The sequence below is a fragment of the Salisaeta longa DSM 21114 genome, assembly GCF_000419585.1.
Lineage (GTDB): Bacteria > Bacteroidota > Rhodothermia > Rhodothermales > Salinibacteraceae > Salisaeta > Salisaeta longa.
The window spans coordinates 1-25,409 of record NZ_ATTH01000002.1; the positions used below are offsets into that span (position 1 = coordinate 1).

Annotated in this window: 19 protein-coding genes and 1 tRNA gene; 12 read left to right on the plus strand and 8 right to left on the minus strand. The window is 62.3% G+C overall.

All coding sequences use genetic code 11. The annotated features are described in order from the left end of the window. Positions 1 to 252, minus strand: a 252-nt coding sequence (locus tag SALLO_RS17310) for a hypothetical protein (protein WP_157621512.1), incomplete at its 3' end; no start/stop codon positions are given. A gap of 214 nt (positions 253 to 466) precedes the next feature. On the opposite strand from SALLO_RS17310, the gene SALLO_RS0113350 reads away from it, so the two are divergent. Then, complete coding sequence (locus tag SALLO_RS0113350) at positions 467 to 1,798, plus strand: APC family permease (RefSeq protein WP_022836806.1); 1,332 nt, start codon at positions 467 to 469, stop codon at positions 1,796 to 1,798. A gap of 61 nt (positions 1,799 to 1,859) precedes the next feature. Here the strand turns inward: SALLO_RS0113350 and SALLO_RS0113355 are convergent, their stop codons facing one another. Next, complete coding sequence (locus SALLO_RS0113355; RefSeq protein ID WP_022836807.1) at positions 1,860 to 4,475, minus strand: AsmA family protein; 2,616 nt, start codon at positions 4,473 to 4,475, stop codon at positions 1,860 to 1,862. A gap of 208 nt (positions 4,476 to 4,683) precedes the next feature. Between SALLO_RS0113355 and SALLO_RS0113360 the strand changes: the two genes are divergently transcribed. Next, on the plus strand, positions 4,684 to 4,965 hold the full coding sequence (locus SALLO_RS0113360; protein WP_022836808.1) for a GNAT family N-acetyltransferase: 282 nt from the start codon (positions 4,684 to 4,686) through the stop codon (positions 4,963 to 4,965). Positions 4,966 to 5,040: 75 nt separating this feature from the next. On the opposite strand, the gene SALLO_RS0113365 is transcribed toward SALLO_RS0113360, so the two are convergent. Then, positions 5,041 to 5,114, minus strand: a tRNA-Asp gene (locus SALLO_RS0113365). Positions 5,115 to 5,430: 316 nt separating this feature from the next. Here SALLO_RS0113365 and SALLO_RS0113370 point away from each other — a divergent pair. The 3 genes from SALLO_RS0113370 to SALLO_RS18835 all read left to right on the plus strand — a co-directional run bounded on the left by SALLO_RS0113370 (position 5,431) and on the right by SALLO_RS18835 (position 6,327). Beyond that, complete coding sequence (locus tag SALLO_RS0113370; protein ID WP_022836809.1) at positions 5,431 to 5,634, plus strand: cold-shock protein; 204 nt, start codon at positions 5,431 to 5,433, stop codon at positions 5,632 to 5,634. 193 nt (positions 5,635 to 5,827) lie between these two features. Continuing rightward, the gene (locus SALLO_RS0113375; protein WP_022836810.1) at positions 5,828 to 6,025 is read left to right on the plus strand and encodes a hypothetical protein; all 198 of its coding nucleotides are present in this window, start codon (positions 5,828 to 5,830) and stop codon (positions 6,023 to 6,025) included. 122 nt (positions 6,026 to 6,147) lie between these two features. Then, positions 6,148 to 6,327 (plus strand): CPXCG motif-containing cysteine-rich protein, encoded by a 180-nt coding sequence (locus SALLO_RS18835; protein WP_084696347.1) that lies wholly within the window; start codon positions 6,148 to 6,150, stop codon positions 6,325 to 6,327. Positions 6,328 to 6,371: 44 nt separating this feature from the next. On the opposite strand, the gene SALLO_RS18530 is transcribed toward SALLO_RS18835, so the two are convergent. Then, positions 6,372 to 6,947, minus strand: coding sequence for a BrnA antitoxin family protein (locus SALLO_RS18530; RefSeq protein ID WP_157621514.1), 576 nt, complete (start codon positions 6,945 to 6,947; stop codon positions 6,372 to 6,374). A 157-nt stretch (positions 6,948 to 7,104) separates the two neighbouring features. On the opposite strand from SALLO_RS18530, the gene SALLO_RS18535 reads away from it, so the two are divergent. Continuing rightward, entirely contained in the window at positions 7,105 to 10,191 is a 3,087-nt protein-coding gene (locus tag SALLO_RS18535; RefSeq protein ID WP_169577937.1) for a hypothetical protein, read from the plus strand. 71 nt (positions 10,192 to 10,262) lie between these two features. Here SALLO_RS18535 and SALLO_RS0113410 read toward each other — a convergent pair whose 3' ends face one another. Then, positions 10,263 to 10,847, minus strand: coding sequence for a hypothetical protein (locus SALLO_RS0113410; RefSeq protein WP_022836815.1), 585 nt, complete (start codon positions 10,845 to 10,847; stop codon positions 10,263 to 10,265). A gap of 371 nt (positions 10,848 to 11,218) precedes the next feature. On the opposite strand from SALLO_RS0113410, the gene SALLO_RS0113415 reads away from it, so the two are divergent. The 4 genes from SALLO_RS0113415 to SALLO_RS0113430 all read left to right on the plus strand — a co-directional run bounded on the left by SALLO_RS0113415 (position 11,219) and on the right by SALLO_RS0113430 (position 14,733). Then, positions 11,219 to 11,779 (plus strand): YeeE/YedE family protein, encoded by a 561-nt coding sequence (locus SALLO_RS0113415; RefSeq protein ID WP_022836816.1) that lies wholly within the window; start codon positions 11,219 to 11,221, stop codon positions 11,777 to 11,779. A 50-nt stretch (positions 11,780 to 11,829) separates the two neighbouring features. Next, positions 11,830 to 12,312, plus strand: a complete 483-nt coding sequence (locus SALLO_RS0113420) for a DUF6691 family protein (RefSeq protein WP_022836817.1) — start codon at positions 11,830 to 11,832, stop codon at positions 12,310 to 12,312. Between the two features lie 79 nt (positions 12,313 to 12,391). Beyond that, entirely contained in the window at positions 12,392 to 13,843 is a 1,452-nt protein-coding gene (locus SALLO_RS0113425) for an MBL fold metallo-hydrolase (RefSeq protein ID WP_022836818.1), read from the plus strand. A 125-nt stretch (positions 13,844 to 13,968) separates the two neighbouring features. Beyond that, positions 13,969 to 14,733 (plus strand): sulfite exporter TauE/SafE family protein, encoded by a 765-nt coding sequence (locus SALLO_RS0113430; protein ID WP_022836819.1) that lies wholly within the window; start codon positions 13,969 to 13,971, stop codon positions 14,731 to 14,733. A gap of 115 nt (positions 14,734 to 14,848) precedes the next feature. Here SALLO_RS0113430 and SALLO_RS18540 read toward each other — a convergent pair whose 3' ends face one another. After that, positions 14,849 to 15,016, minus strand: a complete 168-nt coding sequence (locus SALLO_RS18540) for a hypothetical protein (RefSeq protein ID WP_022836820.1) — start codon at positions 15,014 to 15,016, stop codon at positions 14,849 to 14,851. Positions 15,017 to 15,396: 380 nt separating this feature from the next. On the opposite strand from SALLO_RS18540, the gene SALLO_RS0113440 reads away from it, so the two are divergent. Then, entirely contained in the window at positions 15,397 to 16,116 is a 720-nt protein-coding gene (locus SALLO_RS0113440; RefSeq protein WP_022836821.1) for an ABC transporter ATP-binding protein, read from the plus strand. On the opposite strand, the gene SALLO_RS0113445 is transcribed toward SALLO_RS0113440, so the two are convergent. Both SALLO_RS0113445 and SALLO_RS17315 read right to left on the minus strand, forming a co-directional pair. After that, on the minus strand, positions 16,113 to 20,219 hold the full coding sequence (locus SALLO_RS0113445; protein ID WP_022836822.1) for an ATP-binding protein: 4,107 nt from the start codon (positions 20,217 to 20,219) through the stop codon (positions 16,113 to 16,115). The genes SALLO_RS0113440 and SALLO_RS0113445 overlap by 4 nt on opposite strands. A gap of 159 nt (positions 20,220 to 20,378) precedes the next feature. Then, complete coding sequence (locus SALLO_RS17315; RefSeq protein ID WP_051141461.1) at positions 20,379 to 22,076, minus strand: helicase HerA domain-containing protein; 1,698 nt, start codon at positions 22,074 to 22,076, stop codon at positions 20,379 to 20,381. A gap of 736 nt (positions 22,077 to 22,812) precedes the next feature. Here SALLO_RS17315 and SALLO_RS0113455 point away from each other — a divergent pair. After that, positions 22,813 to 25,203 carry a hypothetical protein gene (locus SALLO_RS0113455; protein ID WP_022836824.1) on the plus strand — a complete coding sequence of 797 codons (2,391 nt, stop codon included), beginning with the start codon at positions 22,813 to 22,815 and terminating at the stop codon, positions 25,201 to 25,203. The last annotated feature ends 206 nt before the right edge of the window (positions 25,204 to 25,409 follow it).

Here is a 25,409-nt window from a genome sequence, read left to right on the forward strand (position 1 = left end):
GCCCTCCCAGCCGCGGAGCGATACCGCGTCGTACATGAGGCCCACCCACACGCCCAGCGCCATCGCGCCAACCATGAGCACCCACAGCTGATAACGCGTCCACCGCCGGGTGGCGTCGAGGCTGCGGCGCGCGGCGGCGCCATCGCCGTTTTGCAGCGCCTCAAGCGGCGGCGCACCCAGCAGCGCTTTCGCATCGGGCGTGTCGAGCATACGCAGCGCGCGCCGGTAAGGGGACGGAAGGGATTCGTTCATGCTTGGGGCAATCATGGAGGCAACACACGACAGCTGCGCGCAATATCGCGGGCAACACGAACGCCCAACGCACCACGCCCCTCCTTGTTCAAGACGAATTTATGCTTCACGTCGCGTGCAACTTCAGAAAATGTAACAGCATCGTCTTGCATTCGTCGCCGGGTTCTGTCACCTTGCTACGGTTCTTCTTCAGCAACGAAATAGCATCTCCCCCATGGCAGACGGACAGCTCGGACGCTTCTCGTGCGTGTCAATGGCTCTAGGCGGTATGATTGGCGGCGGCATCTTTGCCGTCCTCGGCGTGGTCGCGCAGATTGTGCACGGCGCCACGTGGTTCGCGTTTGTCCTGGCTGGCGGGGTGGCCCTGTGTGCGGGGTACTCCTTCAATCGCTTGAATCGGTGGACCGACGCGGGCGGCGGCTCGGTGACCTTCGTGCAGCAGTTCACCGGCTCGTCGACCCTCGCGGGCATGACCGGCTGGACGCTCCTCGTGGGCTACGTCGGCTCGATGGCCATGTATGCCTACGCATTTGGGAGCTTTGCGGTGGGGCTCAACTTCATCCCCGATGTTTTCTTTGGCCTCCCAGCACGTCCTTTCGTCTCGGTGGGCGCCATTGCCGGGTTTGTGGGCCTCAACCTGCTGGGCGCGCAATCAACCGGCACCGCCGAGAACGTACTGGTGGGCGTTAAACTGGCCATTTTAGCGGCCTTCGGTCTGGGCGGCCTCTACTACGGCGCAACGCACGACGCGCTGGTGGCCGGATGGGACCGTGTGGTGTCGTTTGGTCCGATCATGGCTGCGGCCATCTCGTTTGTCGCGTTTCAAGGGTGGCAGCTCTTGTACTACGATCAGGAGAGCATCCGAGACGCGGTGGATACGATCCGGTCGGCGGTGTACATTGCCATTCCGGTGGCGGTGGCGCTCTACGTCATTGTGGCGATTACCACGGTGAGCCTTGCCCCCATGGATGTGATTCGACACCACCCGGAGCGCGCGCTGGCGGTGGCGGCTGATCCCTTTATTCCCTACGGCATCCTGATTATCTCCATCGCGGCCCTCTTTTCTACCGGCAGCGCCATCAACGCCACGCTCTTTAGCACCGGCTACTTTGCCAAGTCTATGATTGCCAACGACTTGCTGCCCGACCGCGTGGGCCAATCAAGCACGAAGGGCCTGCCGCGCCGCACCGTCCTTCTCCTCGGCGGCGTCACGGCGGCATTCACGCTGTACGGCAGCCTCAACGCCATCACGTCGTTTGCGTCGCTCGCGTTCATCGTGGTGTTTGGAAGCATGTGCGTGCTGGCATTTCGTGAGCGCGCCGCGCGCGACATCCAGCCGGCGTGGCCGCTGATTGGGGCCGTGGGCGCTTTTGCCTTCTTCGTGCTCATGTTCTGGCACCTGTACCGGGCCGAGCGCGCCACCTTCTTTGCTGTGCTGGGTATTGCAGCGGCTGTCATCGCGGTTGAGCTGTTGTACTTCGAGCGCTCGTACCTCGTGGAGGAAGCCGCCGTCGCCGAATCCTGGATCACCCCCGACGACGCATAGCACGCCTTTTCGCTTTCGACCCGGCCGCGCGCCGTGACAGGCCCCACGCAGCAAGCCGTGCTCAGCGGTTGTTGTTGAACAGGCCGCGAATGAGCCCACCCGCGTCGCGCGCGAGATCCTGCAGCGCCTGCTTGAACGCGTCGGTATCGACGGCGGGCTGCGGATTGGATACCGTACCGCCCATGCGCACCGTCACCTCCACGGTCTTATCTTTCCCCGACAACCGGCCCAGCAAGCCGCTCAGACCGCTTCCGCCCAGTCCCGCAAGCTTCGAGCCCTCAATCATGGACGTAGGCACCTGCATCGTAAACCGTAGGTCCAGCTGCCCGCCCAAGCCCATTGCGCCCGACACGCTGCTCTGGATGCGATTGTTTTGCAGCGCCCAGTCGTCAATCTGCAGGGCGCCGTTCCGGATCGTAAACGAGCCGCCCAGCCGCTTGAAGTCGGTAAACGACGGCACCTGAAAGCCCAACGCCTCTGTAAGCGCGCCCACCACGCCAAAGTTGCGGTCGAGCCCGCCACTTACAACGATGGAGCGCCCGTCGGCGCGCAGGGCATTAGGATTCGGCAGGAGGCCGCTCCCTAGTCCCGAACCGCCGGTCATGTTGAGGTCGAGCGTTCCGGTTACGATACTGCCCAGGCGCGTCCACTCCTTCAAAAACGCACCGGCCTGCGCATCTTTCAGTTGGATGTCGTAGCTAAGCGCCGTAGCCGGGGCCGGAGCAAACGATACCGCCGCAGCGCCCCCCGCGGACGAGGCAGCGGCCACGAGCGGCGCCGTTCCCGTCAGCCGCGCCGCGGCCTGCGTCGCCGCCGGGGTCTGATCGAGCGTCATGCCGCCCGCAAGCTGCCCGCCATACGTTTGGCCCGACAGGTTGCGGATGGCCATGCGGCGGTTGCCTGCACGAATGTCCATCGACAAGTTTTCGAAGCGCTGCGGCTCGTTCAGCAGCACCCCAAGCGCCACCGATCCGTTCACCGTCATCTCGGGGAGCGTCACGTCGCCGTACTGCTCCCGCGCGATGGCCGCGGGGTCGCGCCCGTTGATTTTGGCGCCGGCCAGTTGCGCCGTAAACAGGTCGGCATACGTCGGCGGATCGCTCTCCTTAGGCTCCGGCAGCAGCTCCACAAGATCGAGCCGCTCCGAACGCAGCGCAAATGTCGTATTCAGGGCCGGATTGCGTTCGGCGAACGCTGCTTCTATCGGCAGCAGCTGCCGCACCTCGGCGCTAAGCGTCATCGACTGATCGCCGGAGCGCAGCGGCAGATCGGAAAATTGCAGGCCGGTGCCGGTAAACCGAACCGTCCCCTCCGGAATCTCCAAGGGGTGGCGGAGGGCGGTGGTAGGGTAACGGATTTGGTTGAGCGCGAGGGTGCCCGTCAGGCGCCCGCTGCCGGGATCGGTGGCCGGCCCGGCGAACGTGAGGTCGTAGGTTGCATTGCCCGCGATGTCTGTAGACGTTTCGCTCAGTGACGCGAGCGCCGCCAGGTTCGCCCCGCCCGACAGCGCGGCCCGCAGGCGCGGCGTGTCGGTACGCAGGTGATGCGCGGCGAGGGTGCCCCGCAGCGGTTCGTTTAGGAGTTGCCCGCGCATCGAGCGCACGGCCATCGTGTCGAGCGACAGCGCCACGTCGGCCGTTAAACCACGCAGCACCGCGGTCTCCTGATAATCGACGCCAATGTCGCGCAACTGTCCGGCCGCGCGGAGGCGTAGGACGTCGAGCGAATCGAGCGGACCCACGAGCGAGCCGTCGAGCGTGAGCGCGCCCCGTGGCTGCACGTCCTGAAGCATCTTGGGCGGAAGCAGCGCCGCGAGCTGCGAGAGGTCGGCCTGGGTGACAGCAAACGAGAGGTCCGCCACCGGTCCGGCATTGATCCGGCGCAGGCTGCCCTTGGTGGAGAGCGTAAGCGGCGGCGTTTGGATGTCGAGGCGGCGCACGCCAATCCGCGCACTGTCGAGGGCCGCGCGCACGTCGTACGCAATGCGGGCCTGACGCAGCGCGAGGGTGTCGGAGGACGTCTCGGGCAGCACCGCCTGCAACGCTGCGATGCGCACCGTGCCCGTGCTGGCAACCGCCGATCCGGCCGTAGACGCCTGCAGCTGCGCACCAAACGCAAGCCGTGCCGATTGCCCGGTGGCGCGGTCGGTATACAGCAGCTCCGCATCTTCGATACGGAAATCTTCCACCACAAGGGATGGCGCGCCACCGCCGCCCGACGCTGCCGCGCTGGTATCGGACGCCGCCGTGAGCGCGTCGATGTTCGAACGTCCACTCTCTGCCACGATGTAGCGCACCACCGGCGCGACAAGCACCACCGACGTCGGCCGGATGGTTCCCGAAAACAGCGGCCACAGCGCCACCTCCACCCGCAGCGCCTGCAGGTGCATCATGGGCGCCGCACCAAAGCCCTCCGGGTTGGCAATGCGCACGTCTTCCGCGCGCACCGCGGGCCAGGGCAAGACCTGGAGCTCGATGGAACCGAGCTGTACCGGCTGCCCCACTGCTGCTTCGAGGGGCGGCTCAACCGCTTTGCGCAACGTGCTGGAGGGCACCAACTGCGGAATCAGCCAGGCGCTCGCGAGGAGCACGATCACCAAGCCGGCTACCGGCACGCCCACCCAACGGAGCAGGCGGCGCGTGCGTGAAGGAGGCGACGAAGCAGAGTCGGCGGTCATAACAGCACGTCATTAAGGAAGAGGCGATGCACAACAGGTGGTAACGCGGCCCGCCCGAAGGGTTCTGATGCCCGCGTTGCAACCGTTGAAGGCCGGTGCATTGGAATTTTTGGACAGCCCACGCCTCTCCAGGAGACCGGCGTTCGCTTGCTGCGTATAACGTGCTTCACGTCGTGCATCTCGCGCGGCGCAACCTAACGAGAAAACTATGGCTGCAGCATCGGTTCAGATTACACAAGACGCCGCCGCGTCGCGCTTTGAGGCCCAGCTGGGGTCCTCGACAGCCACCTTGCATTACATTGAAGCCCCCTCCAGCATTGTCCTGTCGCAACTCGACGTGCCACACGGACTTACCGGGCGTGGCATCGACGCCGCGCTGATTCACGCGGCCCTCGCGTACGCGCGCGCGAATGATTTAAAGGTCACACCGGCGTGTCCCTTCATCATCGAGTACTTACGCGAACACCCGGCGTACGATGGGCTTCTTTGAGCGTCGGTAGGCAGAGCAAACGCCCGGAGGCGCGCGGCCCACGGGCGTTTCAAGCAACATCAACGATGGTGGAGGCGGTCCGGACGGGACTCGAACCCGCGACCTCTGCCGTGACAGGGCAGCATTCTAACCAACTGAACTACCGGACCGTGTCCCCGGATAATCATCTGCTCCGGGTCAAGTTGGAAGGATCAACCGGTCATCGGTTCCATCGGCTTCTATGAACACTAAGTGCAACAGTGGAAATGCGCCGCGGCCGTACCGTCAACGACCGCCCGCATCCATCTTCACTGGGTCTTGCTACAGCGCGCGCCGTTTCTTCGTGACCTGCGCCGCTTGGGTGCGAACTATTGACGGCGACGCGGGTGTAGTAGGCTACACTACATCAAGTACTCACTTCTGATGATTGTGCCGCGTGGCTCACGCCCGTCCATCACTCATCAGAATGCAAGACACAACAGCATTATGGAGACCGGAACCGTGAAGTGGTTCAGCGCCGAGAAGGGCTTTGGATTCATCGCCCCAAGCAACGGCACGAAAGACGTATTTGTTCATCAGAGTAATGTCCGCGGATGGGACGCCGACCTCAAGGAAGGCGACCAGGTCGAATTCGAGGTCGAAGAGACCCCGAAGGGCCTGAGCGCCATCAATGTGGATCTGGCGGCCTAGCGCCCCGTTCCCGCGGATGATTACCGTGCAGGCCTCGCGCCTGCAACCAATTAGCAGAAAGCCTGTCCCCACAAGGACGGGCTTTTTGCGTTTGTAACAGGCCGCTGCGCTTCGCAACATACGTTACGCATGCCCTGCAGTTGTGTCTTGGAAATGTGTCATCGGGTTTCCATGCTATGCTCCGTTACAGCTTATGGCGCACCGCGTATCCATCAATCCGCAAACGCTCCGCGCACTGGCGTTAGATGCCGAGGTCCGGCGCCTGGCCCTTCAGGCCCGCCAGCTCGACGCGCTCTCGGGGGCAAACGAGTACGCACAGGCCTGCCGTGGGGAACGCCTCACCGCCAAACCGTTGTTGTGGAAGCAGATGGCATCAACCGTCTGGAACTAAACGTGTCGCCTCATGCCTCATCCGGAACGACGTACCGCCCCTCTTCCTTTTCACCTCTAGCACGCGGCCCTGCGGCACGGAGCACAGCGCAAATCGTCTGCAACATGCAACGAGCTATGGATCTGATCGAGCACACCTTCACGTGCCCTTACTGCTGGGAGCCCATCTCGATGCTCGTCGATCCATCGGTCCGATCGCAGACGTACGTTGAAGATTGCGAGGTGTGCTGCCGGCCGATTCGGCTGCAGGTAGAAGCGCGCCGCGGTGCACTCGTTCGGTTTACAGCAGAACGTGCGCAGTGAGGGCTTCCATAGCCCAGACCTCCACTTTTTAGGCACTATCAGCCTTACGTCTCCTCCTCGTGCTCAAAACGCTTTGAAAGAACAAACGCCTTGAGCACATCATTTATGCGGCGCTGATAGCCCCGGCCGCCCTGCTTGAAGTAGCGGACGATGTCTTCGTCAAGCCGAATCGTGATACGCTTCTTTTTAGCAGACGGCGTAACCAGTCTTGCGTTACGGAACCAGTCGTCGTCCAGCAGGAACGCATCGGGGGCATTGGCAACCGCCTGATGAATATCTTCATCCGTCTGCTGCGCAAGTGCTTCCCAATCCGTCCGGCGTTCCATCGCTTCAAGTTCGTCGGCCGAGACCGTCGTAGTATCTTTCGCTTTCATCTTCCCTGGCTCGTCGTGCTGAAAGGCTCCAACGACGACCGCGAAGTCGGAGGGACGCGATCGACGTTTGAAACTACGCCTCAACACCTCTGACGTGCCGCGAGAGAGGACACGTTTACGACGATCCGGCTTCTCTATTGTCTTTCTGGGCAGCGGTGCGAGCAGCTCGCACATCATCCCCCGTGCTGGGTGAAGCTCTGGCGCCGCACCGACTTTCCGGGCCCATTGCGGCAAATCGTAGCGCATAGATCCTAACTTCCGATAAGGGACAGTTATCGGATACTAACCGATAAAGAAGCAATACCGACTGGGGACCGAGCCGTCTCCAGATTGGTCACTTTCTCCTCTCTACACTTGCTTCAAAACATCAAGAACGATTTCTTGTGTCATGGAGTATTCTTAAGTGAGCCTACGAGAGGTTTCCTTACTATTGCCTTTCTCACCTGATGTCCAACCACCAGATATGAACGCTATTCTAGGCCTATCGAATCCGCAATCAGTCACTACTCTTGCCGAAAGCCTTACCTCCATTGGATATGCAGTGAAATCTATCGTCAGGGCTGACGGCCTCAAAAAAGACACAGAACGAGCAATCATCATCTTTGAGGACCTGGTAACTTGGGAAACGTTGCTCAATGAAGTTGAGCAAAAGGGTCCACCCGGGACCGAGCATTTTCCGGTGAGCCGGACGGAAATCCGCAGTCAACTTTCTACACTTCTCGAATCACTCCACGACAGCCTTCCAACGTCTCTCCAACGTGCACTCCTCAGAGCGACTTATGTTGGAGAGGGATGGACTGCTGTAGAAAAGACAGGAAGTACACGCGGGCAGACGGACATCTGGGTTGCAGTAAGTGGTCACCGTACCGTTCTGATTGTTGGATCGGAAGTGGAGGAAATTCCAGAACCTTTGCAGTGCGAAACGAGTCGGTTCGGTCGAGACGTTTTTCAGGCCGATAATACAAAGGTATTCAAAGGCCACCGTCTACGATCTGCACCGTTGCGTGAGTTGGCAGCACAAACCGCGCGCGATCCGGAAGACCGGCTTCATGAAGCAGCAAAAGCAATGCTCTTTGAGGAAAATCTCTCATCTGCTGCATTTCTTTTATCATTTCTTGCAGACCATTTAGCGTGCAGCTCAACTTCTGATGAGCATGCAAGCGAAAGACAGAAAGCCGTGCAGGTGCTGTACCATGCAGCACACAGCCAGAGCGACGAAGAATCTTCGTTTCCCATTCCCTATCGTTATGCGGAGGACGATCGCCTCGTTGAACACGGATGGCTTCACAAAACTCTGGAGATAGACGAGATGCTACTGGCGTGGCTTGAAACGTCCTCTACTTTAACAATTCCATCTACGGGTGAGGAAGTTTCGGGACGCTATCTCTTAACAGACCAACGTTCGGCTTTAGTAGCTGTATCAGATAGCGGATATTCCCACGTTCAACACTTTGACGCACATCGTTTGGAGGTGACAGACGTTACAGGAAAAGATACCGTGACAATTGGAGACGTTAGCTTCCGGACCACCCTAAGCAATGATGTCTTGTACCAAGACCTCGCGGCAGCATCTCAAGTAGACGGTACCGAGCGTGTGTTTGCAGTGATGCATGCTCTGTGGACTACGTCAGTCATGAAGCAAACGCCTCTGGACAACGCAGGAGCCTTGTCTGGCACCCTCAGGGATGCTCCTCGTTGGACGAAGTCTGGGGGAGGACATACCGAATCAGACAAGAAACATCTTCTTCGTCTTGCATCTCACGTTCTTGACGATGGATCTTCCAGCCAGAAGCTGATCGCCTCGTATGTTCTCCAAGTTATTGCCGAAAGCAGCGATACTGACCTATCCACGCCCGAGCAGAAACACCTGGCTGATGCTTTGAAACGGCATGCGCAGCACACCAAAACAGCTCAGTCGCTCACGGAGATGCTCAGTGAATGGCACTTGCCACCAAGTGGCATACAGGCTACATGGCCCGTGGAAGGAGTGTCGAAAGAAATTGAAAACTGGCCCGCATGGGCACTGCCGCTGTACCGAGTGCAACACGAAACCGCGCTTCAGCAAACAGATGAGGATGAAGAAGCGATTCTTGTCGATCTTGACTGGGCCCTGCGCTTAATTGATGCAGGCCATACAGAGGAAGCAATTGATCTTCTAGAAACTCATCTGGATAATCTTCCGGACGAAACACACGAGGACCTGCTTCCAGCGCCAGAGGAAGATTTATCAGAAGGCGAGGGAGGACAGCTCTTGCATGTTGCCATACTCGACATGCTGAAAGAAATTCAGGAAGACTATAAGATTCCTCGAACGCTACAGCGTCTTGCTGAGCTTCAGCCTCTCCGAAAAGATCGACTCCGCGAGCTTAAGTGCCATGCAGAGCCACGTCTGAAAGAAAAGACTGTGCACGCGCTGCAATTTCTTGAGGGAGAAGAATCAAAAAAAGCTGACGTAGAACGCAGCGTTAGCGGTACACTGCGTACGGAGGAGTTGGAGAAGATTCGGCATCCAGCAACCCAGGACGGAGGATTCATGGATAGCCTGAAAGAGATGCTAGCCGAGCAAGAAGAGCCCGATCAAAGTGCAATACGCTCACAGTGTGAGCGCATCACCGCGGACGCTGGTACCCCACTCGCAGATGCCCTTGCAGATGCCACCTTTGTTCTCGGGATTCCCGGGTTGGAGGTCTTTGTATCGCGAGGAAAGCACTCTACAGGTATTCGCAGCCTCAGCGATGATCCACCCAGTTTATTGATAGGTGGAGATCACCTTGACCCAAGTAGCGGTGTCTTCCTAAAAGAAGAACCGCTCCGCTTTGTTATAGGTAGTGAAGCAGCACACATTGCTTTTGACCACGCACGCATCACAGGTCGAGACGTACGACAGGGAATTTGGAATAAGCTCCAAGGCGGAGTGGAGCTCGCGCTCGACTTTGTACCAATGCTATCGAAGCTTCCTCAGATACAGAAGCTTTCGAAGAACTCAGCTACGAGAAAAGCTATTCAGGGGATTAGCAAGTTCGCAGCGCAACGTGATGTCCATCCTAGCCAAGGCTTGTCGGCTTTTACATCAATTGTAGCAAATAAGAAAGAAACCAAGGCTGTTCTGGATATATTAACTAGTAAAAAATCTATTAAAAACATTAAAAATATTGCAATCGAGGACAAAAATAATAGTAAACGAAGCACCCTTTCTCCTGACCAAAGAGCTTTGTTAGCGACTTCTCGCGTGATGCAACTTACGGCCGACCGCGCCGGACTATTGCTATGCCACAGCCTAGAAAGTGCTATTGAGGCAATGATTGCTCTCGATGAACGATACCATGGTCTGCCTTCCCTTTTCCAGAAATATGGCTTGGTTGAAGTTCTTTCTCGGCGAGATAGTAATGGGAATATTTTACATCAGAATCTTGCTGTTCGAATTGCTTCACTCATATCTTTTTACCTATCAGACACTTGGGACGAGTTGGTTGACCGCGTCTACGCATAAGAAGTTATCCATATTGCTTTTATAAAAAAGATTAAAAATTACACCGGCCGGCTACTCTGGCATTCAGGTATTCAGTTGTGCGGATGCTGACCGCGCACCATATGCCAGTGGTGCCGCTGGTGATGGCCGCCGTACGCAAGCAGGCCCATGTAGCCTAGCGCCCGGATCTTAGGTACGTCCGATGGTGTGTCGGTGGTCGTCCGGAGCACGAACACGCCTCCGTCCCGGCGCACGTCCATCGTCCATCCCGTCTCTTGTTTCAGCATGTGCGGGTGAGCCTTCAGGACACGCTTCAGAGCAGCGCGCGCTGCGTCGTGTGTTGGACGAACGTGCACTTCCAGCCCGCTTTCAATCGGACGCTTCTGCACGATCTCCACGTGCATGGCCACGTGATGCATATCGATCAGATGACGGCGCAGTGCGTCTACGTCTACTTCCGACCAATCGGTGGTCGGATCGTTTTCGAGCGCCCTGATGGCCTCCTGCACGGTACCGAAGATTGCATTCCCTGGGGCGTGCAGAGGCGTCACCGACCCGCCGGAGTGCTGAGCCTCTGCAGGGTGCTGCCCCCCGTGGTGTTGGGCATGAAGCGGCGCGCCAAAGAATGCCAAAACCAGCAAACCAATCAGAATGGAGACGTGGGTCTTGTTTCGCATAAGGAGGCCAAGGATGTAAGTGGCAGAACCGGGTCAAGAACAATACGAGCCTCGTCCATACATTGATCAATAGACGAATCGTTTTCGACTGTATTCTTGGTTTGCGCCGCTTTCAACCATCCGGATGGCGCCCTACCGCATCGCCTGGTCCACGCTGGGGTGCATGACTTGATGGCCGTACAGCAGCACCCTACCCGATGCATCCGCTCCGTTGCGCCCAAACGGCAGGTGTTGAATCCGTGGGGGGTGAGCCCGCGAATTTGGCACGCCCAGGTTTCGCCATTTGTTAACACAACGCATGCAACCCACTATATAGCTGAGCGATAATATACTTGTAATTACAAGTACCGACATAAAAACAGTAGCGACTTATGAATTGGCTTGCACAACCGTGGCCCTGGTACGTCGCGGGGCCCCTCATTGGCCTCATCGTTCCGGCGCTCCTTCTGCTGGGCGGCAAAACGTTTGGCGTTTCGGCCAACCTCCGCCACATGTGCGCGGCGACGGCACCGGCCGGGCTCGAGTTTTTGGACTACGACTGGAAGCGGGCGGGCGTCTGGAATCTGACGTTCGTGGTGGGCGTGGCCCTCGGCGGCTGGCTGACGGTGACGTACCTCAACGGGCCCACGGGCCTCATCGGCATCTCGGCGGCTACCGTGGCCGATTTGCGGGCGCTGGGCATCACCGACTTTACCGGGTTGGTGCCGCGTGACCTTATCAGCTTCTCGGCGCTTGGCACGCTCCCCGGCATCGTGGCTGTGGTGGTGGGCGGCTTCCTGGTGGGGTTCGGCGCGCGCTACGCGGGGGGCTGCACCTCGGGGCACGCTATTAGCGGCCTCGCGGCGCTAGAGGCGGCTTCGCTGATTGCCGTGGTCGGCTTCTTCATCGGCGGCCTCTTCGTCACGCACGTGCTGCTGCCGCTCATTTTGTAGATCTGGCGCACACGCCTTCCCCTGATTTTATACCCTACATATAAGGCACTATGGCTACGAAAACCGCTGCACACCAATCGACGGAGACCCGCGAGGCCACGTCGCCCTACCGGGGCCTTCTGCTGTACCTCCTCATGGGCCTCTACATGGGCGTCGTGTTCACGAAGAGCGAGGTCATTTCCTGGTTTCGCATTCAGGAGATGTTTCGCTTCGACAGCTTTCACATGTATGGCATCATCGGATCGGCCGTTGCGGTGGCCGCGCTGAGCGTGTGGCTTATTCGCCGCTACGACCTGCGCACGCGCGATGGCGAACCCATCACGCTCAATCCCAAGAAGCTGGGCCGCGTAAACACGCGCTACTGGCTGGGCGGCATCATCTTTGGCCTGGGCTGGGCCCTCACCGGCGCCTGTCCCGGACCCATCTTCGCCCTCATCGGGGCCGGCGTGGAGGTGATGGTTGTCACGCTCCTGAGCGCCCTGGCTGGCACATGGGCATACGCCGCGCTTCGCCCCTACCTTCCGCACTACTAATCTCGCACGTTTATCACGCGGCGCGTGGGCCCTTTCGGCTCACCGCCCCACTTGCACTCCCTAACCAACCCAACCTGCTATGTTTTTCCGACAGATGTTCGACGAGAAGCTCGCCCAGTACGCCTACCTCGTAGGCTGTCAGGAAACCGGCGAGGCGCTCGTCATCGATCCCGAACGCGACATCGACCGCTACATCGAGGCCGCCGCGGCCGAGGGGCTCACCATCACGGCCGTCACCGAAACGCACATTCACGCCGACTTTCTCTCCGGCGCCCGCGAGCTCGCCGAACGCCTCGACGATGTCACCCTCTACCTCTCCGACGAGGGCGATGCCGACTGGAAGTACGGCTGGACCGAGGGCTACAACGTGACCTTCTTGCATGACGGCGACACATTCTCCATTGGGAATATAGAAGTGGAGGCGGTGCACTCGCCCGGCCACACGCCCGAGCACCTCAGCTACCTCATCACCGATCGCGGCGGCGCGGCCGATCGGCCCATGGGCATCGCCACGGGCGACTTCGTATTCGTGGGCGACCTCGGCCGCCCCGACCTGCTTGAAACCGCCGCCGGACACGCGGGCGTCATGAAGCCATCGGCGAAGCGACTGTACAAGTCGACGCAGCGCTTCCTCGCCATGGACGATTACCTGCAGGTGTGGCCCGGCCACGGCGCGGGCAGCGCGTGCGGCAAGGCGCTGGGCGCCGTCCCGGAAACCACCGTGGGATACGAGCGGCGCTTCAGTCCGGCCATCGACGCCGCACAGCAGGGCGAAGACGATTTCGTGTCGTTCATCTTAGCGGATCAACCCGAGCCGCCGGTCTACTTCGCGCGCATGAAGCAGCAAAACCGCGACGGCGTGCCGCTGCTGGGGACGCTGCCCACGCCTGACGTCCTCGATGGTGCAGACGTGGAGGCGCTCGCCCTTGACGCCGACGACACCGTCGTCCTCGACGCGCGCGCCGACCGCGAAGCGTTCATGGCGGGGCACCTGCCCGGGAGCCTGTATGCGGCCTGGAGCAAGTCCTTTCCCACCATCGCGGGCTCGTACGTCACGCCCGACGAGGACATCTACCTCGTCATCGACCCCGCAGACGCCGAGGAGGCCGTTCGGAACCTCGTGCGCATCGGGCTCGACCGCGTGCAGGGCATCATCGCGCCGGAGACCCTCGCGGCCTATGCCGAAGCGGGCGGTGCGCTGGCGTCCATCGACCGGATCACCATCGACGCCCTGGACGAGGCGCGCGCGGCGGATGAGGCGCACGTGGTGGATGTGCGCTCGCTCGCAGAATACCGCGACGGCCACGTGCCCAACGCCCAGCTGGCCCCGCACACGCGGCTTACCACCCTGCTCGACGAGCTACCGCGCGATGAGCACCTGGTGGTGCATTGCGGAAGCGGAGCCCGCGCGGCCGCCGCATCGAGCCTGCTGACCCGCGAAGGCTTCGACCTAACGTACGTCGACGGCACCTTCGACGAGTGGCTGGAGGCGCACCCCGACGAGCAGGTTGCCGAGCGCGCCACCGCATAACGCATGCCCCCCCACGTGCCCCCAGATGGCGCCGCGCGCGTCATCTGGGAGCTGCGGGGACCCACGCGGCGGGTGGACGACCTCCACCGCACACATCTCACACTACTAAATAACGATACAAGATTATGGGATGGACTGCATGGATCGGTGCCCTGGCGATCGGACTTGTTCTGGGACTGCTGGGCTCGGGCGGGTCAATTTTGGCGGTGCCCGTGCTGGTATATCTGGCCAACGAAACGGCCAAGCTCGCCATTGCCGAATCGCTCGGCATTGTCACGCTCATTAGCCTGGTGGGGGCGATTCCGTTTGCGGTCCGCAAGCAAGTGGACTGGCGGAGCGTGGCCTTTTTTGGCATTCCGGGCATGGCCGGCGCGTACGGCGGCGCCTACCTCTCGCAGTTCATGAGCGGCGCGCTGCAGCTGGCCATCTTTGCGTTGGTGATGCTCGCCGCCGCCGTCATGATGTTTCGCGATCCCCCTGTGCAGGAAGAAGAGAGCGCGCCCCACGCCGCCTGGAAAATTGTAGCAGAGGGCCTTGTGGTGGGCGTGCTCACCGGAATTGTGGGCGTGGGCGGCGGCTTTTTGATCGTCCCCGCGCTCGTCCTGCTTGGCGGACTACCGATGCACCTGGCCGTGGGCACGAGCCTCGTCATCATTGCGCTAAAGAGCGCGAGCGGCTTCGTCAAGTACATGGACGTGCTGGCCGCTAGCGGGCTGACGATGCACTGGGACCTGATGCTGGTCTTCAGTGCCATCGGCATCGCCGGAAGTTTTGTGGGCGGCCGGGCGGGGCAATACGTCCCCCAGCGCCGCCTGAAACGCGGGTTTGCCGTGTTTCTCGTGCTGATGGGCGTGTTCGTGTTCTGGCAAAACATTACGGGACTTGTCTAGAATGGCCCCGAAGCAGCACTTCATACACACCCCCACCACCCGCCAGTGCGGCAGTACGCGCTGACGGGCGGCAGGGGCTGTCTGCAACCAGACGTTAACCAACGGGGTGCGCGGCCTACAGGTCGATGTCGACCTGCACCTTTATCGGCTTCGTGGGGTGGCGATCGCTTTCGAGCCATACGCCCGCAACCGGCACCTCCGTGTCGTCCTCAAAGTCCTTGAGAAGGCGCCCGATGGTTTCTTCGAGCTCGCGGCGGCGTTTTTGCATCTCCTTGATTTCCATAACAGCGGTAGCGATTGGTGATAGAACAACGTAGGGCCTGCGGATCGCCCGCGGCCCGCGGCCCAACCGACCGTCTGCGCAATCGTTTGCGCGACGCTCATTTGAACCGTATCGGCAAGGTAGAGGCGCCACCGGACGTATCGGACGCCTTTTGTCCGATGGCGGCACCGCGCCCCGGCCTGCCACCCCTCCCGATACGGCAATGGTGCCCTCCCCACATTCAAATCGAACGCATTGTCCCCCCGCGGCGGCCCGCTCCGTGCCGAAACGGTTCGGGGATTCGCGGGCGCCGGGGCGTTTCCTGCCACGCTTCAGGCACTTACGCCCCACCGACGCGTTGGGCTTCGTGCTTGCGCTATTTCGCACGGCGGCTCTCTTGTATGCTCCACCTTACCGATCTTTCGAAGCGCTACGGCGACGAGCGCGTGCTGCGCGACGTATCGCTCACCGTCCATGCCCAGGAGACGCTGGCCGTGCTGGGCCGCTCGGGCAGCGGCAAAACGACCCTGCTCAAGATTGTCGCCGGCCTGGAGCCTGCCGACGCGGGCACGATCGCCCTCGACGGCCGCGATATTTCCAAGGAGAGCGCCCAAAACCGCGGCATCATCTACCTGAACCAGGAGCCGCTCCTCTTTCCGCACCTTACGGTGTTCGAGAACGTGGCCTTTGGCCTGCGCCTGCGCAACGTCGACGCGGCTGCGGTGAAGCGCCGCGCCCTGCGCATGCTCAGCGCCCTCGGCCTCTCCGACCATCGCAGCAAGTCGCCCGATCAGCTCTCCGGGGGCCAGCGGCAGCGGGTCGCCTTTGGGCGCGCCATCATTGTGAAGCCGCCGCTGCTCTTGCTCGACGAACCCTTCTCGAACCTCGATGTGGCCGTGCGGCGCGACATGCAGGACCTGTTTCAGCGCCTGGCCCGCGCGCACGGCATCAGCACGATGTTTGTGACGCACGACCTGAAGGAGGCCCTGCGCATGGGCGACCGCCTCGCCCTCATCCGCGACGGCGCGCTGCGGGTGTATCCATCGAAAGAAGCGTTCATCGCCGATCCGTCGACCGGCGTGCAAGACGAACTGGCGTTCTGGAACGAGCTGCCGGCCTAATGGGCCGTCGACCCATCGGAGGTGGCCGTGTGCTGCTCCACGTAGGCCGTGGGCGAGCACGCGTAGTACTCCTGAAAGGCGCTGCTGAACGTCGAGAGGCTGTTGTAGCCCATCGCGTAGGCCACCTCGGTCACCGAGCCTTCCTCGTCGCACAACAGGCGGGCCGCGTGCTCCATGCGTGTGTTGCGGATGAGGTCGCCCGGCGAGGGCAGGTTGTGCTCGTTAAAGCGCCGGTACAAGGTGGATCGGCTCATGGCCAGCGCCTCGGCCAGTGCGTCTACGCCAAACGTGGGGTCGGTCAGGTGATCGTGCACGGCGGCGCGGCTTTGCTCGTACAGCGCCTGCGCCTCGCCCGCGTAGGCCGGCATGGGCGCGGTGTCGCCGTCGCCCAGGGTGTCGGGCGGGGGAGGCGGCGCCGAGCGCTCGGCGGCCGCGCCCTGTTCGCGTTCCAGCTGCCGCCGCAAACGCTTGCGCAACGACAGGACGCCGCGCACCCGTGCTTCCAGCACCTCGGCGTGGAACGGCTTGGTGATGTAGTCGTCGGCCCCGGCGTCCAGCCCATGCACTTCATCGTGGGCCTCGGCGCGGGCCGTCAGCAAAATGACCGGAAGGGCGGCGGTGTGCGGGTCGCCCTTCAGGGCCTTGGTCAGCGCCAGACCGTCCATCACGGGCATCATGACATCGGCCAGGATGACGTCCGGCAGGTGCTCGCGCGCCTTGTTCAGCCCCTCGCGCCCGTCGGCCGCTTCCACCAGACGAAAGTCCTCGGCCAGGATGGAGCGCACGTAGCCGCGCACGTCGGCGTTGTCGTCCACCACCAGCACCACCGGCGCATCGTCGGCCGCTGAGCGGTGGGCGGTCGTCGCGGCGTCAGCCGACGACGTACCGTTGCCCGCGTGCATGTACAAGGCCTTGAAGGCATGCGCAGCGGTATCGGCGGTTTCCAGCGAGGTGAGGGCATTGGGCCGGTCGAGGCTGTCGACCACCTGCTCGTCCGACAGGTGGTCGCGCCCGCGAGGCATCCACACGCGAAAGGTGGAGCCCTCGTCGGTGGTGCTGTCTACCGTGATGGTGCCGCCGTGATGCTCCACGAGCTGCTTCACCAGCGCAAGGCCGATGCCGGTGCCCTCCTGCGAGCGCGGGTGGTCGTGCGCGACGCGCGCGAAGCGGTCGAAGATGTGCGCTTGTTCATCGGCCGGAATGCCCACGCCCGTGTCGCGCACGATGATGGCCGTGCCGGTCGTTTGCTCGTGCACGTGCACCGTCACGCGGCCGCCGGAGGGGGTAAACTTGATGGCGTTCGAGATCAGGTTGCTCACGATCTGCTCCAGCAGCTCCGGGTCGGCGTAGGTGGTGGGCACCAGGCCCTCCACAGAGCGCTCGGTCGTTTGCTCTAGCGTGATGCCTTGCTGCTCGGCCAGCGGAGCAAACACCTGGGTGATGCGCGCGACGGCCGCGGCCATGTCGGTAGGCTGCGCCTGGATGGTCATGGTGCCGGCATCGAGGCGGGCGAGGTCGAGGAGCTGCTGCACAAGCCGCAGGAGCCGGTGCGCGTTGCGCTCGATGCGCTCCACCTGGTGGAGGGGCGCTTCGGGGTGCTCCGTCATCCAGGTGCGTAGCGCGCGGGCGGGGCCCAGAATGAGGGTGAGGGGCGTCCGAAACTCGTGGCTTACGTTGGCAAAGAAGCGCGACTTGGCCGCGTCGAGCGTCTTCAACTCGTGGGCTTGCTGCTCAATCTGCTGCTTCTGGCGGCGGATTTTGGCGGTGCGCTGCGCCACCTGCTCCTCCAGGGCCTTCTGACGCGCCCGCGTGCGCTGCGCCCGCCAGCGGCCCGCTCCATAGAGCGCCACGGCCAACACGATGCAGTAGGCGCCGTACGCCCACCACGTGCGGTACCACGGCGGCAGCACGTGCACATAAAGGGTCGCAGGCGCACCCTCCACGCCATACAAGTTACGCGCCTGCACCTCCATCCGATGCGCGCCGGGTGCCATGCGCCCCAGCGACACGTACGGCGTCGTTTGCCAGGCCGACCACGCATCGGCCCGGTCGAGGCGATAGCGGTACTGCACGGCCGCGTGCCCCGCGGGCGGCTGGCCCTGGTACTGCGCGTAGGTCATGGCGCCGATGAGCACCCGCACCGGAAAGGCCGAGGGATCGAGGCCCGCGGCCGAATCCTGAACGGCGGCCTCCACCGCAACCGACGAGTCGCGGACGGTGGCCGTGCCCCGAATGACGGTGGCAAACGAGTGTTGCGTGCGGTACAGCTGCCGCACGGCATACCGCACGAGCGTCTGACCGGTGGCAAACCACACCACGGAGTCGGCTTGGGTGGTGATGGCCTGCACGGCGCCCACATCGATAACGCGCTGAAACGGCCCCGCCAGCCAGTTGTAGCCGCCGGCCGGCGTGCGCTGCGCGCGTCCCACCGCCTGCAGGCCAAACCCGAGCCACACCCGGTCGGGGCTTTGCGCGGCGACGGCCGTTACCGGATGGCCTGTGGGAATGTCGGTGGAGAGGGGTTCGAAGCGTTGTTGCGGCCGCGCAAACCGGTACAGTCCGGCGCTCGTGCTCACCCACACGCGCGATCCAATTTGCAGGGTGCGGTTGCGCGCGGCCGTCGGGAGGCCGTCGGTGGTGTCGTACACGGTGGCCACGCGCCGCGCGGGCTGCAACGGGTCGTCGATGCGCTGAATGCCGCCGCCGTATCCAATCCAGAGGGTGCCGCTGGCATCCTGGGCAATGGAGGTACCCGGCTGGGGCGTGCGCGTTGGCAGACGGCGCGCCGTCCACCGGCGCCCGCGGCGCTCCACCATCCACACCGCCCCTTCAGCGCCCGTCACGTACACCACGTCCTGCGTGCGATCCACCCGGAGCGCCCGCCCGCTGATGGGGGCAATCTGCGAAAGACGGCCGTCCGTCCACTGCCAGAGGCCCTCCTGCGCGGCCACAAACAGTCCGTACCGCGTGGGCAGCAAGGCGTGAATGGCACCGAGGCGTGCAATGGCCCGGAACCCATCACCCGATTTCTGCAACAGCGCACGGGCCGTGGCTACGTAGAGGCGCCCGTCGTGGAACGCCACATCCCGAAGCGACGCCTCGAGGCCATCGCGGGCATCGAAGAGGGTCACCGGATCGGGCCAGGCCACGCGCACCACGCCGGCGCCCGTAGCAGCCCAGAGCGCGCCGCCGGGCCCCACCATCACATCGGGGATGCGGTTGGAGGGCAGGCCCGCCGCGGTAGAGAGGTGGAAGCGGAGCTGGCCCTGCGGCGTAAGGATGTAGAGGCCGCGGGTGGCGGTGGCCAGGGCAATGTCTTCGTTGGGCAGCCGCACCGCGTCGTGCACGGTGGCGTTGAGCAGCACCCCGTCGATGGCCGTGCGCCAGCGCGCGATGGAGGTGCCATCGAACCGGTAGATGCGACGCTCGGCTACGATGAGCCGTTGGGCGTCCTTCCACGGCAGTACGGCCTGCAACGCGCCGGTGTACGGCGGTAGGGCCACAGGCAGGAGCCGCGGCGCGGAGCCATCGAGCCGCACCAAAAAGCCGTCGGTGCGCTGCGCATACACGCCGCCCGCGCCGTGCACCAGCGTGCCCACTGCGCCCTTCAGCTCAATCGCCTGCACGTTATCGCCGGTGACCCGGTACACCCGATCGTCCGCATGCACCCACAGGCCCTCCGCGCTATGCACCACCCGCCGCACCGCGAGGCTGTCGGTGGTAGCGGTGTTGGCGAGGGGCACCCGCTGCCACAACGCGCCGTCGTCGCTCGGCGCGCTCCGCCGGAACAGTCCGCTCTTTGTGGCAACGTAGGGGTGCCCGTTGCGGAAGGCGATCGATCGCACGTGCCAGCGCCCGCTGCCGGGCGGAATCGTCCACGCGGTGCCGTCGTAGCGCCGAATGCCCTGCGCCGCAAGGCCCAGGTAGACCTGTCCGGTGCGGCCGTGCGCGAGCGTCGCGACCCTGGGCGTGCCCCGGTATTGCTGCGGAGCGATGGTTCGCACAACGGGCCAGCCGTGCGCATTGGCCGACTGCCCCACGGCCGTGGGGGCCGCGAGCGGGGCGCCTAACGCCAGTAGCAAGAGGGCAAGGAGGTAACGCACGAGGGCGTATGCGCATGAGGGAGAGGAGCCGCTCACCTATTGTTGCATCGTATGAACCGCATGTGTACAAGGTTCTTTTGCACGGGCCGGCGGCAGCGCGTATCGTGCTGTTTTGGGGAAGGCTTCGCGGCGCGCACGCGGTTCAGACGTACGTGCCGTTCAGAAAAGGTCTTGCATTTCCGCATCCGGGTCGGGGGCCGCGCCGCCCGCACCGTTGGCTCCGCCCGTGAGGTACTGCTGCCGGTGCAGCCGCAGCGCTTCGTAGAAGTCCGTGCCGTACGTGCGCGACTTCACCACAATGGGCATGGGCACCGCGTGGCCCAGCACAAGCGCCTGCTGCTTTGCATCGAGCGAGGCCAGCACCTGCCGCAACGACGACGCATCGCTGGTGCCCACGAGCGCCGCGCCCATGTCCTTCTCGTCGCTCAGCTTGGCAACCAGCTTCGTGCCAATCTGGCTGAGCACCTCCTCGTCAATGGCGCTGGGCCGCTGATCGACCACCAGCAGCGACACGAAGAACTTCCGCATCTCGCGGGCAATCTTGCCAAAGGGCGTCTCGTGCGCGATGCCCGGTGCCAGGAATTTGTGCGCCTCCTCGATGGTAATCATGAGCGGCCGCGGCTTATCGGCCTCCTGCTTGGTGCGGCGGTATACGTTGGTTTTTTCCTCGTAGGCCGTGCGAATCCGGCGCGTGATGGCATTGGCCACCAGCAGATACACCCGCAGGTCGTCGTACCGGCCAAACTCCAGCACCACCGACGTGCCATCGTCGAGGTTTTCGAGGAGCGCATCGAGCACGTCGTAGTTGGCGGGCGACGGATCGGTGCGGAAGAAGTCGTACTGCTCAAACGGGGCGAGCTTGCGCTGCAGCGCCTCCAGCGATCCCTGGTGGGCGCCGGTTTCCTCGGCCATCGCTTCAAAGTCTTCGCCGCGCGCCGACAGCAGCGTGCGCAGCCAGTCGGTGTTGTAGCGGTTGCGTAGCAGGTGAGCGCTCTCGGCCGCCGTGGCATTTAAGTTGAGCGTATCGCGCAGCGGCAGAATGTCGGACGGCTCGATCTGGTCGGCGTGCAAGTGGACCTCGTGGTCGGCCTGCTGGCCGCGCTCGCGGGTCGTCTCGGGGTCGAGCGTAAAGATGCTCACCTTGTGCGGAAAGAGCGCGCGCAGGCCCTTCACAAACGTCTCGTCGCCTTCCGCCCGGTCGCCAAAGCCGTACTCCGAGTGCATGTCGAAGATCAGGTTCACCGCCCGATCGGTTTGCAGCGTGCCCGCCAGCAGCAAACGGGTGAGGAAGGTCTTGCCGGTGCCCGTCTTCCCAAACACCGCGTTGGAGCGCTCCACAAACTTGGGCAGGTGGATGCACACCGGGATGTCGTCCATGCCAATGGGCTGCCCGATGTGAAAGTACGTATCGCCGCCCGCATTGGCCTCGTGGCCGAACACGCGCGCCACGTCGTCTTCGGTCGCCAACGCGACAGGCGCAAAGTGCGCCGGAATGGTTTTCACCGACTGCGGCTCCTCTTCGGTGAGGTCGAGCGCCGTGTCGTTGGGCAGCATCAGCATCGGTTTAATCGCGACCGTCGCGTACGTGCCCGTGCCGCGCAGCACATCGCGCAAGAGGTCGTCGGTAGCGCCCGGCGGGTTGATGAGGATCTGCTCGTTCGCCGCCTCAATCTCCACATCCGTAATCATCGAGAAGAACGCATACTGCTCGCCCTTGATAACGACAAACGTACCTGCAATAACGGACTCAACGCCGGTAGAGGCATCCAGCTTCATTTCGAGGCCGCCGTTGAGCGACCCGTGGGTGATGACGCCAAGCGTCTGCGGGCGGGGCGTGGGGGCGGGAGAATCGGGCATGGCGGAACCGGCGTGTGCAAAAGGCGGGCGTTCGTGCGATGCGCTTGCCATGTAGTATAGCACGCGAACCGCTCAGATGTTGGCGCAACTGGACATGGGGGCAACTCGCAGTTGATACGTGACCTGATTGAGCGGGCCGCCCGCAGTGTAAAGAAGCAATGGAGCGCAGACATGACAAACGAAAAACACTGGGGATTATGGATAGATGAAATAGATTTTTAGCACAAAAGGCTGCCATCGGTTGTGCTGGAGTGGGCTATCTGCCTCATTACATGACAACATTCAGATGGCTCTTCACACTCTCATATTTTCGTTAGTATGAGCAACGTAGGGCAAAGGTTACCCTACGGGAATATTGCGCCTGTTAGGTGAGAAAGAGTCCCGAAGGGTCATCCTTGTAGGAGATCTATTTTGTCGCATAAAACCCGCGTTGAATCAGAGTGGAAATCGCCGAACTACTCACATGCGCGCATTGTAAAAGATTGTCCACTCCGTTTGGAATGACGTAGCAAACGAACACCGGTCTATCTGGAACAGCAAGCGAACAGAACAGCGTCATAAGCCGTCGTAAGGACAGGCCTGAGCGGGAGACTTGCAGGCTTGAAGACGCAGTTACGTCTTGGCGTATACGATAGGTAGCGTCTCTGCATCAGCGTTCTCGCATCCGCACTTTTCCGTACCGCCCGTATTTCCTCTGCAACGTCAACTCTCCACGCGCACATACATTCCCTATTTGATGCATGATGACCCGTTTCAGGTTGAAACCAAATACCAACGCTTACAAGCCGACCTGCTCCGTCCTGCAAGCGTCAATTGGAAACTGGCCCAAGTCGTCTCGTTTCTGGAGTGCCTTCCCGACGCGACCGGCATGTTCGAGACGTATGTGCTGGAGATCCAATCCATCCTCGCCTTGCTCGTGCCTCGGATGGCCCCAATCGGCTGGGCGCCCGAACGCTTGCACCAGCTGATCGACCGCTTGGTCGTCATCTCCGACCGCTTGCCGTCTACCGCGCCCGGGTGGCCCGCTACGCTGGATGGGTTGCGTCGTGCCACGGCCCGTCTGTATGCGTATGCCGGAGCGCCGCGCCATGCTCTTCGCGTGATGCACGGGACTCCTTTTGACGAGTCCATCCATGCCGAGGCGGTCGGGGATGCCCCGTCCGGGGACGTTGCTCCCTTCAACCGCCTGGCTACCCTGGCAGAACAGAGCGATGGTTCCGATGCCGAGCGGCTCCGTACGCTGCTGGATACCTGGACAGAGCCTCTGCCGGAACATCCCATTCCAACGGTAGAGTGCCTTTCGAACGAAGCTGCGTCCACATCAGGAACGCTCATCGACCGCCTGAAGCAACGTGCGGTGCCTCGCATGGTCGGCGGATTCACGGCGCTGCATGTGGACCTGCTGGGGCGTCGTTCGGATGCGGATGCTTTCACGCTGGAAGGCTATGCCGACGCCACATCCACCTCGGCGGATACGCTTCTCGCGCCCGTCTGGTCGGCCGTGCGCGACCTGCTCAACGACCGCTCGCCCACCTTGGCACAGGGCCATTGGAACGGACGTGTCCGTCTGACCGCAGGGCCACCGGTTGCGGGGCGGTCGCTTCATCTGGCCCTGGCTGTCGAGTTGATGACCGTCCTCCAGGAGACGCATCCGCAGCGCGTCCGCCTTCGTCCCCGTTCCCGGATCGCCTTTACCGGCGTTCTGGAGGCCAACGGCGCCGTCCGTCCTGTCAACAAAACGACCCTCCCCACCAAGGTCCAAACGGCGTTTTTCAGTCCCGTCACCACGCTGGTCGTTCCGGATGCGCAGGCCGACATCGCCCGCGCCGCCCGAGATGCGCACGCAGACCGCTATCCGCACGGTGCCCTCACCATCGTAGGCGTCTCGTCGCTCCGTGCGGTGTACCACAACCGCACCCTCATCCGCCGTGTGTCAACCGATCGTTTTCGATACGTCCTGCGTGTGGCTCGCACCTATTCCACCGCCACCGTGGCCACCGTCAGCGGCGTTATGATTCTCCTCTTGCTCAGCATTATCGCCTGGATGACTATCGGTCCGCTTGATCAAAACCCCGTGGCGGTGCGCTTTGGCGGCAAGCACATGATCCTTCAAAATGACAACGGCCAGGTTGTGGAGCGCGTGCATGTCGGCCCAGACATCGTGAGGCAAGCAGTGACCGATACCGATGGGGAGACGTTCAATGCCTATGCACTGGTAGATGGGGACGGCGACGGCCAGAACGAGATCTGTTGGGCCGGTCCCCGACACACCGATTCCCGAAACGAAAGACAGACCCATCCACTAGAGTATGTGCAGTGCCGGGGCGTCGGAGACGAGACGGTACAGTGGGCGCTCCCCCTTCGATTTGAGGTGCCCTTTTCGGATCAGCCGGAACTCACGACCCGCGTCTTCAGCGCGATGGATCTTCAGGCGGGCGACTGGGATGCCGATGGGACGCCCGAGTTGTACCTCACGGCCAATCATCAGCCGTACTTTCCCGGCCTGCTGCTCAAAATCGACGTGCTCACCGGAGCCGTGTTGCAACAGTACGTGCATCCCGGTCATCTGGAGCGGCTCGCGTCGTACGACCTCAACGGCGATGGCGTCCGTGAGATTATGGTGCCGGGGGTGAGCAATGCCTTTTGGGAGGCCGTGCTCGCTGTCCTCGATCCACGCGACATGGACGGGCATGCACCGACGCAGACGCCCTACGCTGTGCGCGGACAGTCACTGGTCCCTCACATTGCGTACATCCGATTTCCGCCCACCGTCGTACACACCGCGCGAAGCGTCAACTTGAACCAGGCACGGGCGGTCGTCTCGCGCGCCGTAGGCCAGCGACAGTTCAGCGTGAAGGTTGCCGAGGGCACCAACGCGGACAAAAAGAATGGCCTGCACACGCTGATTCACTTCACGTTCGACCTGGAGCCACGCGCGATGGGCACCTCCAGCGAATACGACGCGATGGCCCGGCGTCTTGTAGACACAGGCGCCTTGGAGGCCGTCCCAACCGATGGCGACCGCCGGGCCTACCTGGCGCGCTTGCCATACTGGACCGGCACCGGCTGGACGACCGAGCCGACGGTGCATTGGCCGGGGGCAGATTCGAGCCGGGCGTGGGAGTGAGGCGGTCCGTCTGGAGCAGACCGATCAGGTCTCCGACACCTGACAGGTCTTGCACTTCAAACAGACCACACGGGGCAGCCGAAGCGTCGTAGTGCTGACTGGCACAAATGTCGTTACAGTTTCGTTTCAAAAAGGAATTCAGCAGAAGGGGCGAATTGCGAGGACATTACATGTGAAGTGAACAAGCTTTCGGTTGCATACGGATT

Excerpts from the sequence above, each read along its gene's own strand:
- SALLO_RS0113440 (WP_022836821.1), top strand. The coding sequence starts at position 15,397 with ATGCTCCACCTTACCGATCTTTCGAAGCGCTACGGCGACGAGCGCGTG.
- SALLO_RS0113415 (WP_022836816.1), top strand. The coding sequence starts at position 11,219 with ATGAATTGGCTTGCACAACCGTGGCCCTGGTACGTCGCGGGGCCCCTC.
- SALLO_RS0113455 (WP_022836824.1), top strand. The coding sequence starts at position 22,813 with ATGCATGATGACCCGTTTCAGGTTGAAACCAAATACCAACGCTTACAA.
- SALLO_RS0113355 (WP_022836807.1), bottom strand. The coding sequence starts at position 4,475 with ATGACCGCCGACTCTGCTTCGTCGCCTCCTTCACGCACGCGCCGCCTG.
- SALLO_RS0113410 (WP_022836815.1), bottom strand. The coding sequence starts at position 10,847 with ATGCGAAACAAGACCCACGTCTCCATTCTGATTGGTTTGCTGGTTTTG.
- SALLO_RS0113370 (WP_022836809.1), top strand. The coding sequence starts at position 5,431 with ATGGAGACCGGAACCGTGAAGTGGTTCAGCGCCGAGAAGGGCTTTGGA.
- SALLO_RS0113425 (WP_022836818.1), top strand. The coding sequence starts at position 12,392 with ATGTTTTTCCGACAGATGTTCGACGAGAAGCTCGCCCAGTACGCCTAC.
- SALLO_RS0113360 (WP_022836808.1), top strand. The coding sequence starts at position 4,684 with ATGGCTGCAGCATCGGTTCAGATTACACAAGACGCCGCCGCGTCGCGC.
- SALLO_RS0113420 (WP_022836817.1), top strand. The coding sequence starts at position 11,830 with ATGGCTACGAAAACCGCTGCACACCAATCGACGGAGACCCGCGAGGCC.
- SALLO_RS0113375 (WP_022836810.1), top strand. The coding sequence starts at position 5,828 with ATGGCGCACCGCGTATCCATCAATCCGCAAACGCTCCGCGCACTGGCG.
- SALLO_RS18540 (WP_022836820.1), bottom strand. The coding sequence starts at position 15,016 with ATGGAAATCAAGGAGATGCAAAAACGCCGCCGCGAGCTCGAAGAAACC.
- SALLO_RS18530 (WP_157621514.1), bottom strand. The coding sequence starts at position 6,947 with ATGCGCTACGATTTGCCGCAATGGGCCCGGAAAGTCGGTGCGGCGCCA.
- SALLO_RS0113430 (WP_022836819.1), top strand. The coding sequence starts at position 13,969 with ATGGGATGGACTGCATGGATCGGTGCCCTGGCGATCGGACTTGTTCTG.
- SALLO_RS0113350 (WP_022836806.1), top strand. The coding sequence starts at position 467 with ATGGCAGACGGACAGCTCGGACGCTTCTCGTGCGTGTCAATGGCTCTA.
- SALLO_RS17315 (WP_051141461.1), bottom strand. The coding sequence starts at position 22,076 with ATGCCCGATTCTCCCGCCCCCACGCCCCGCCCGCAGACGCTTGGCGTC.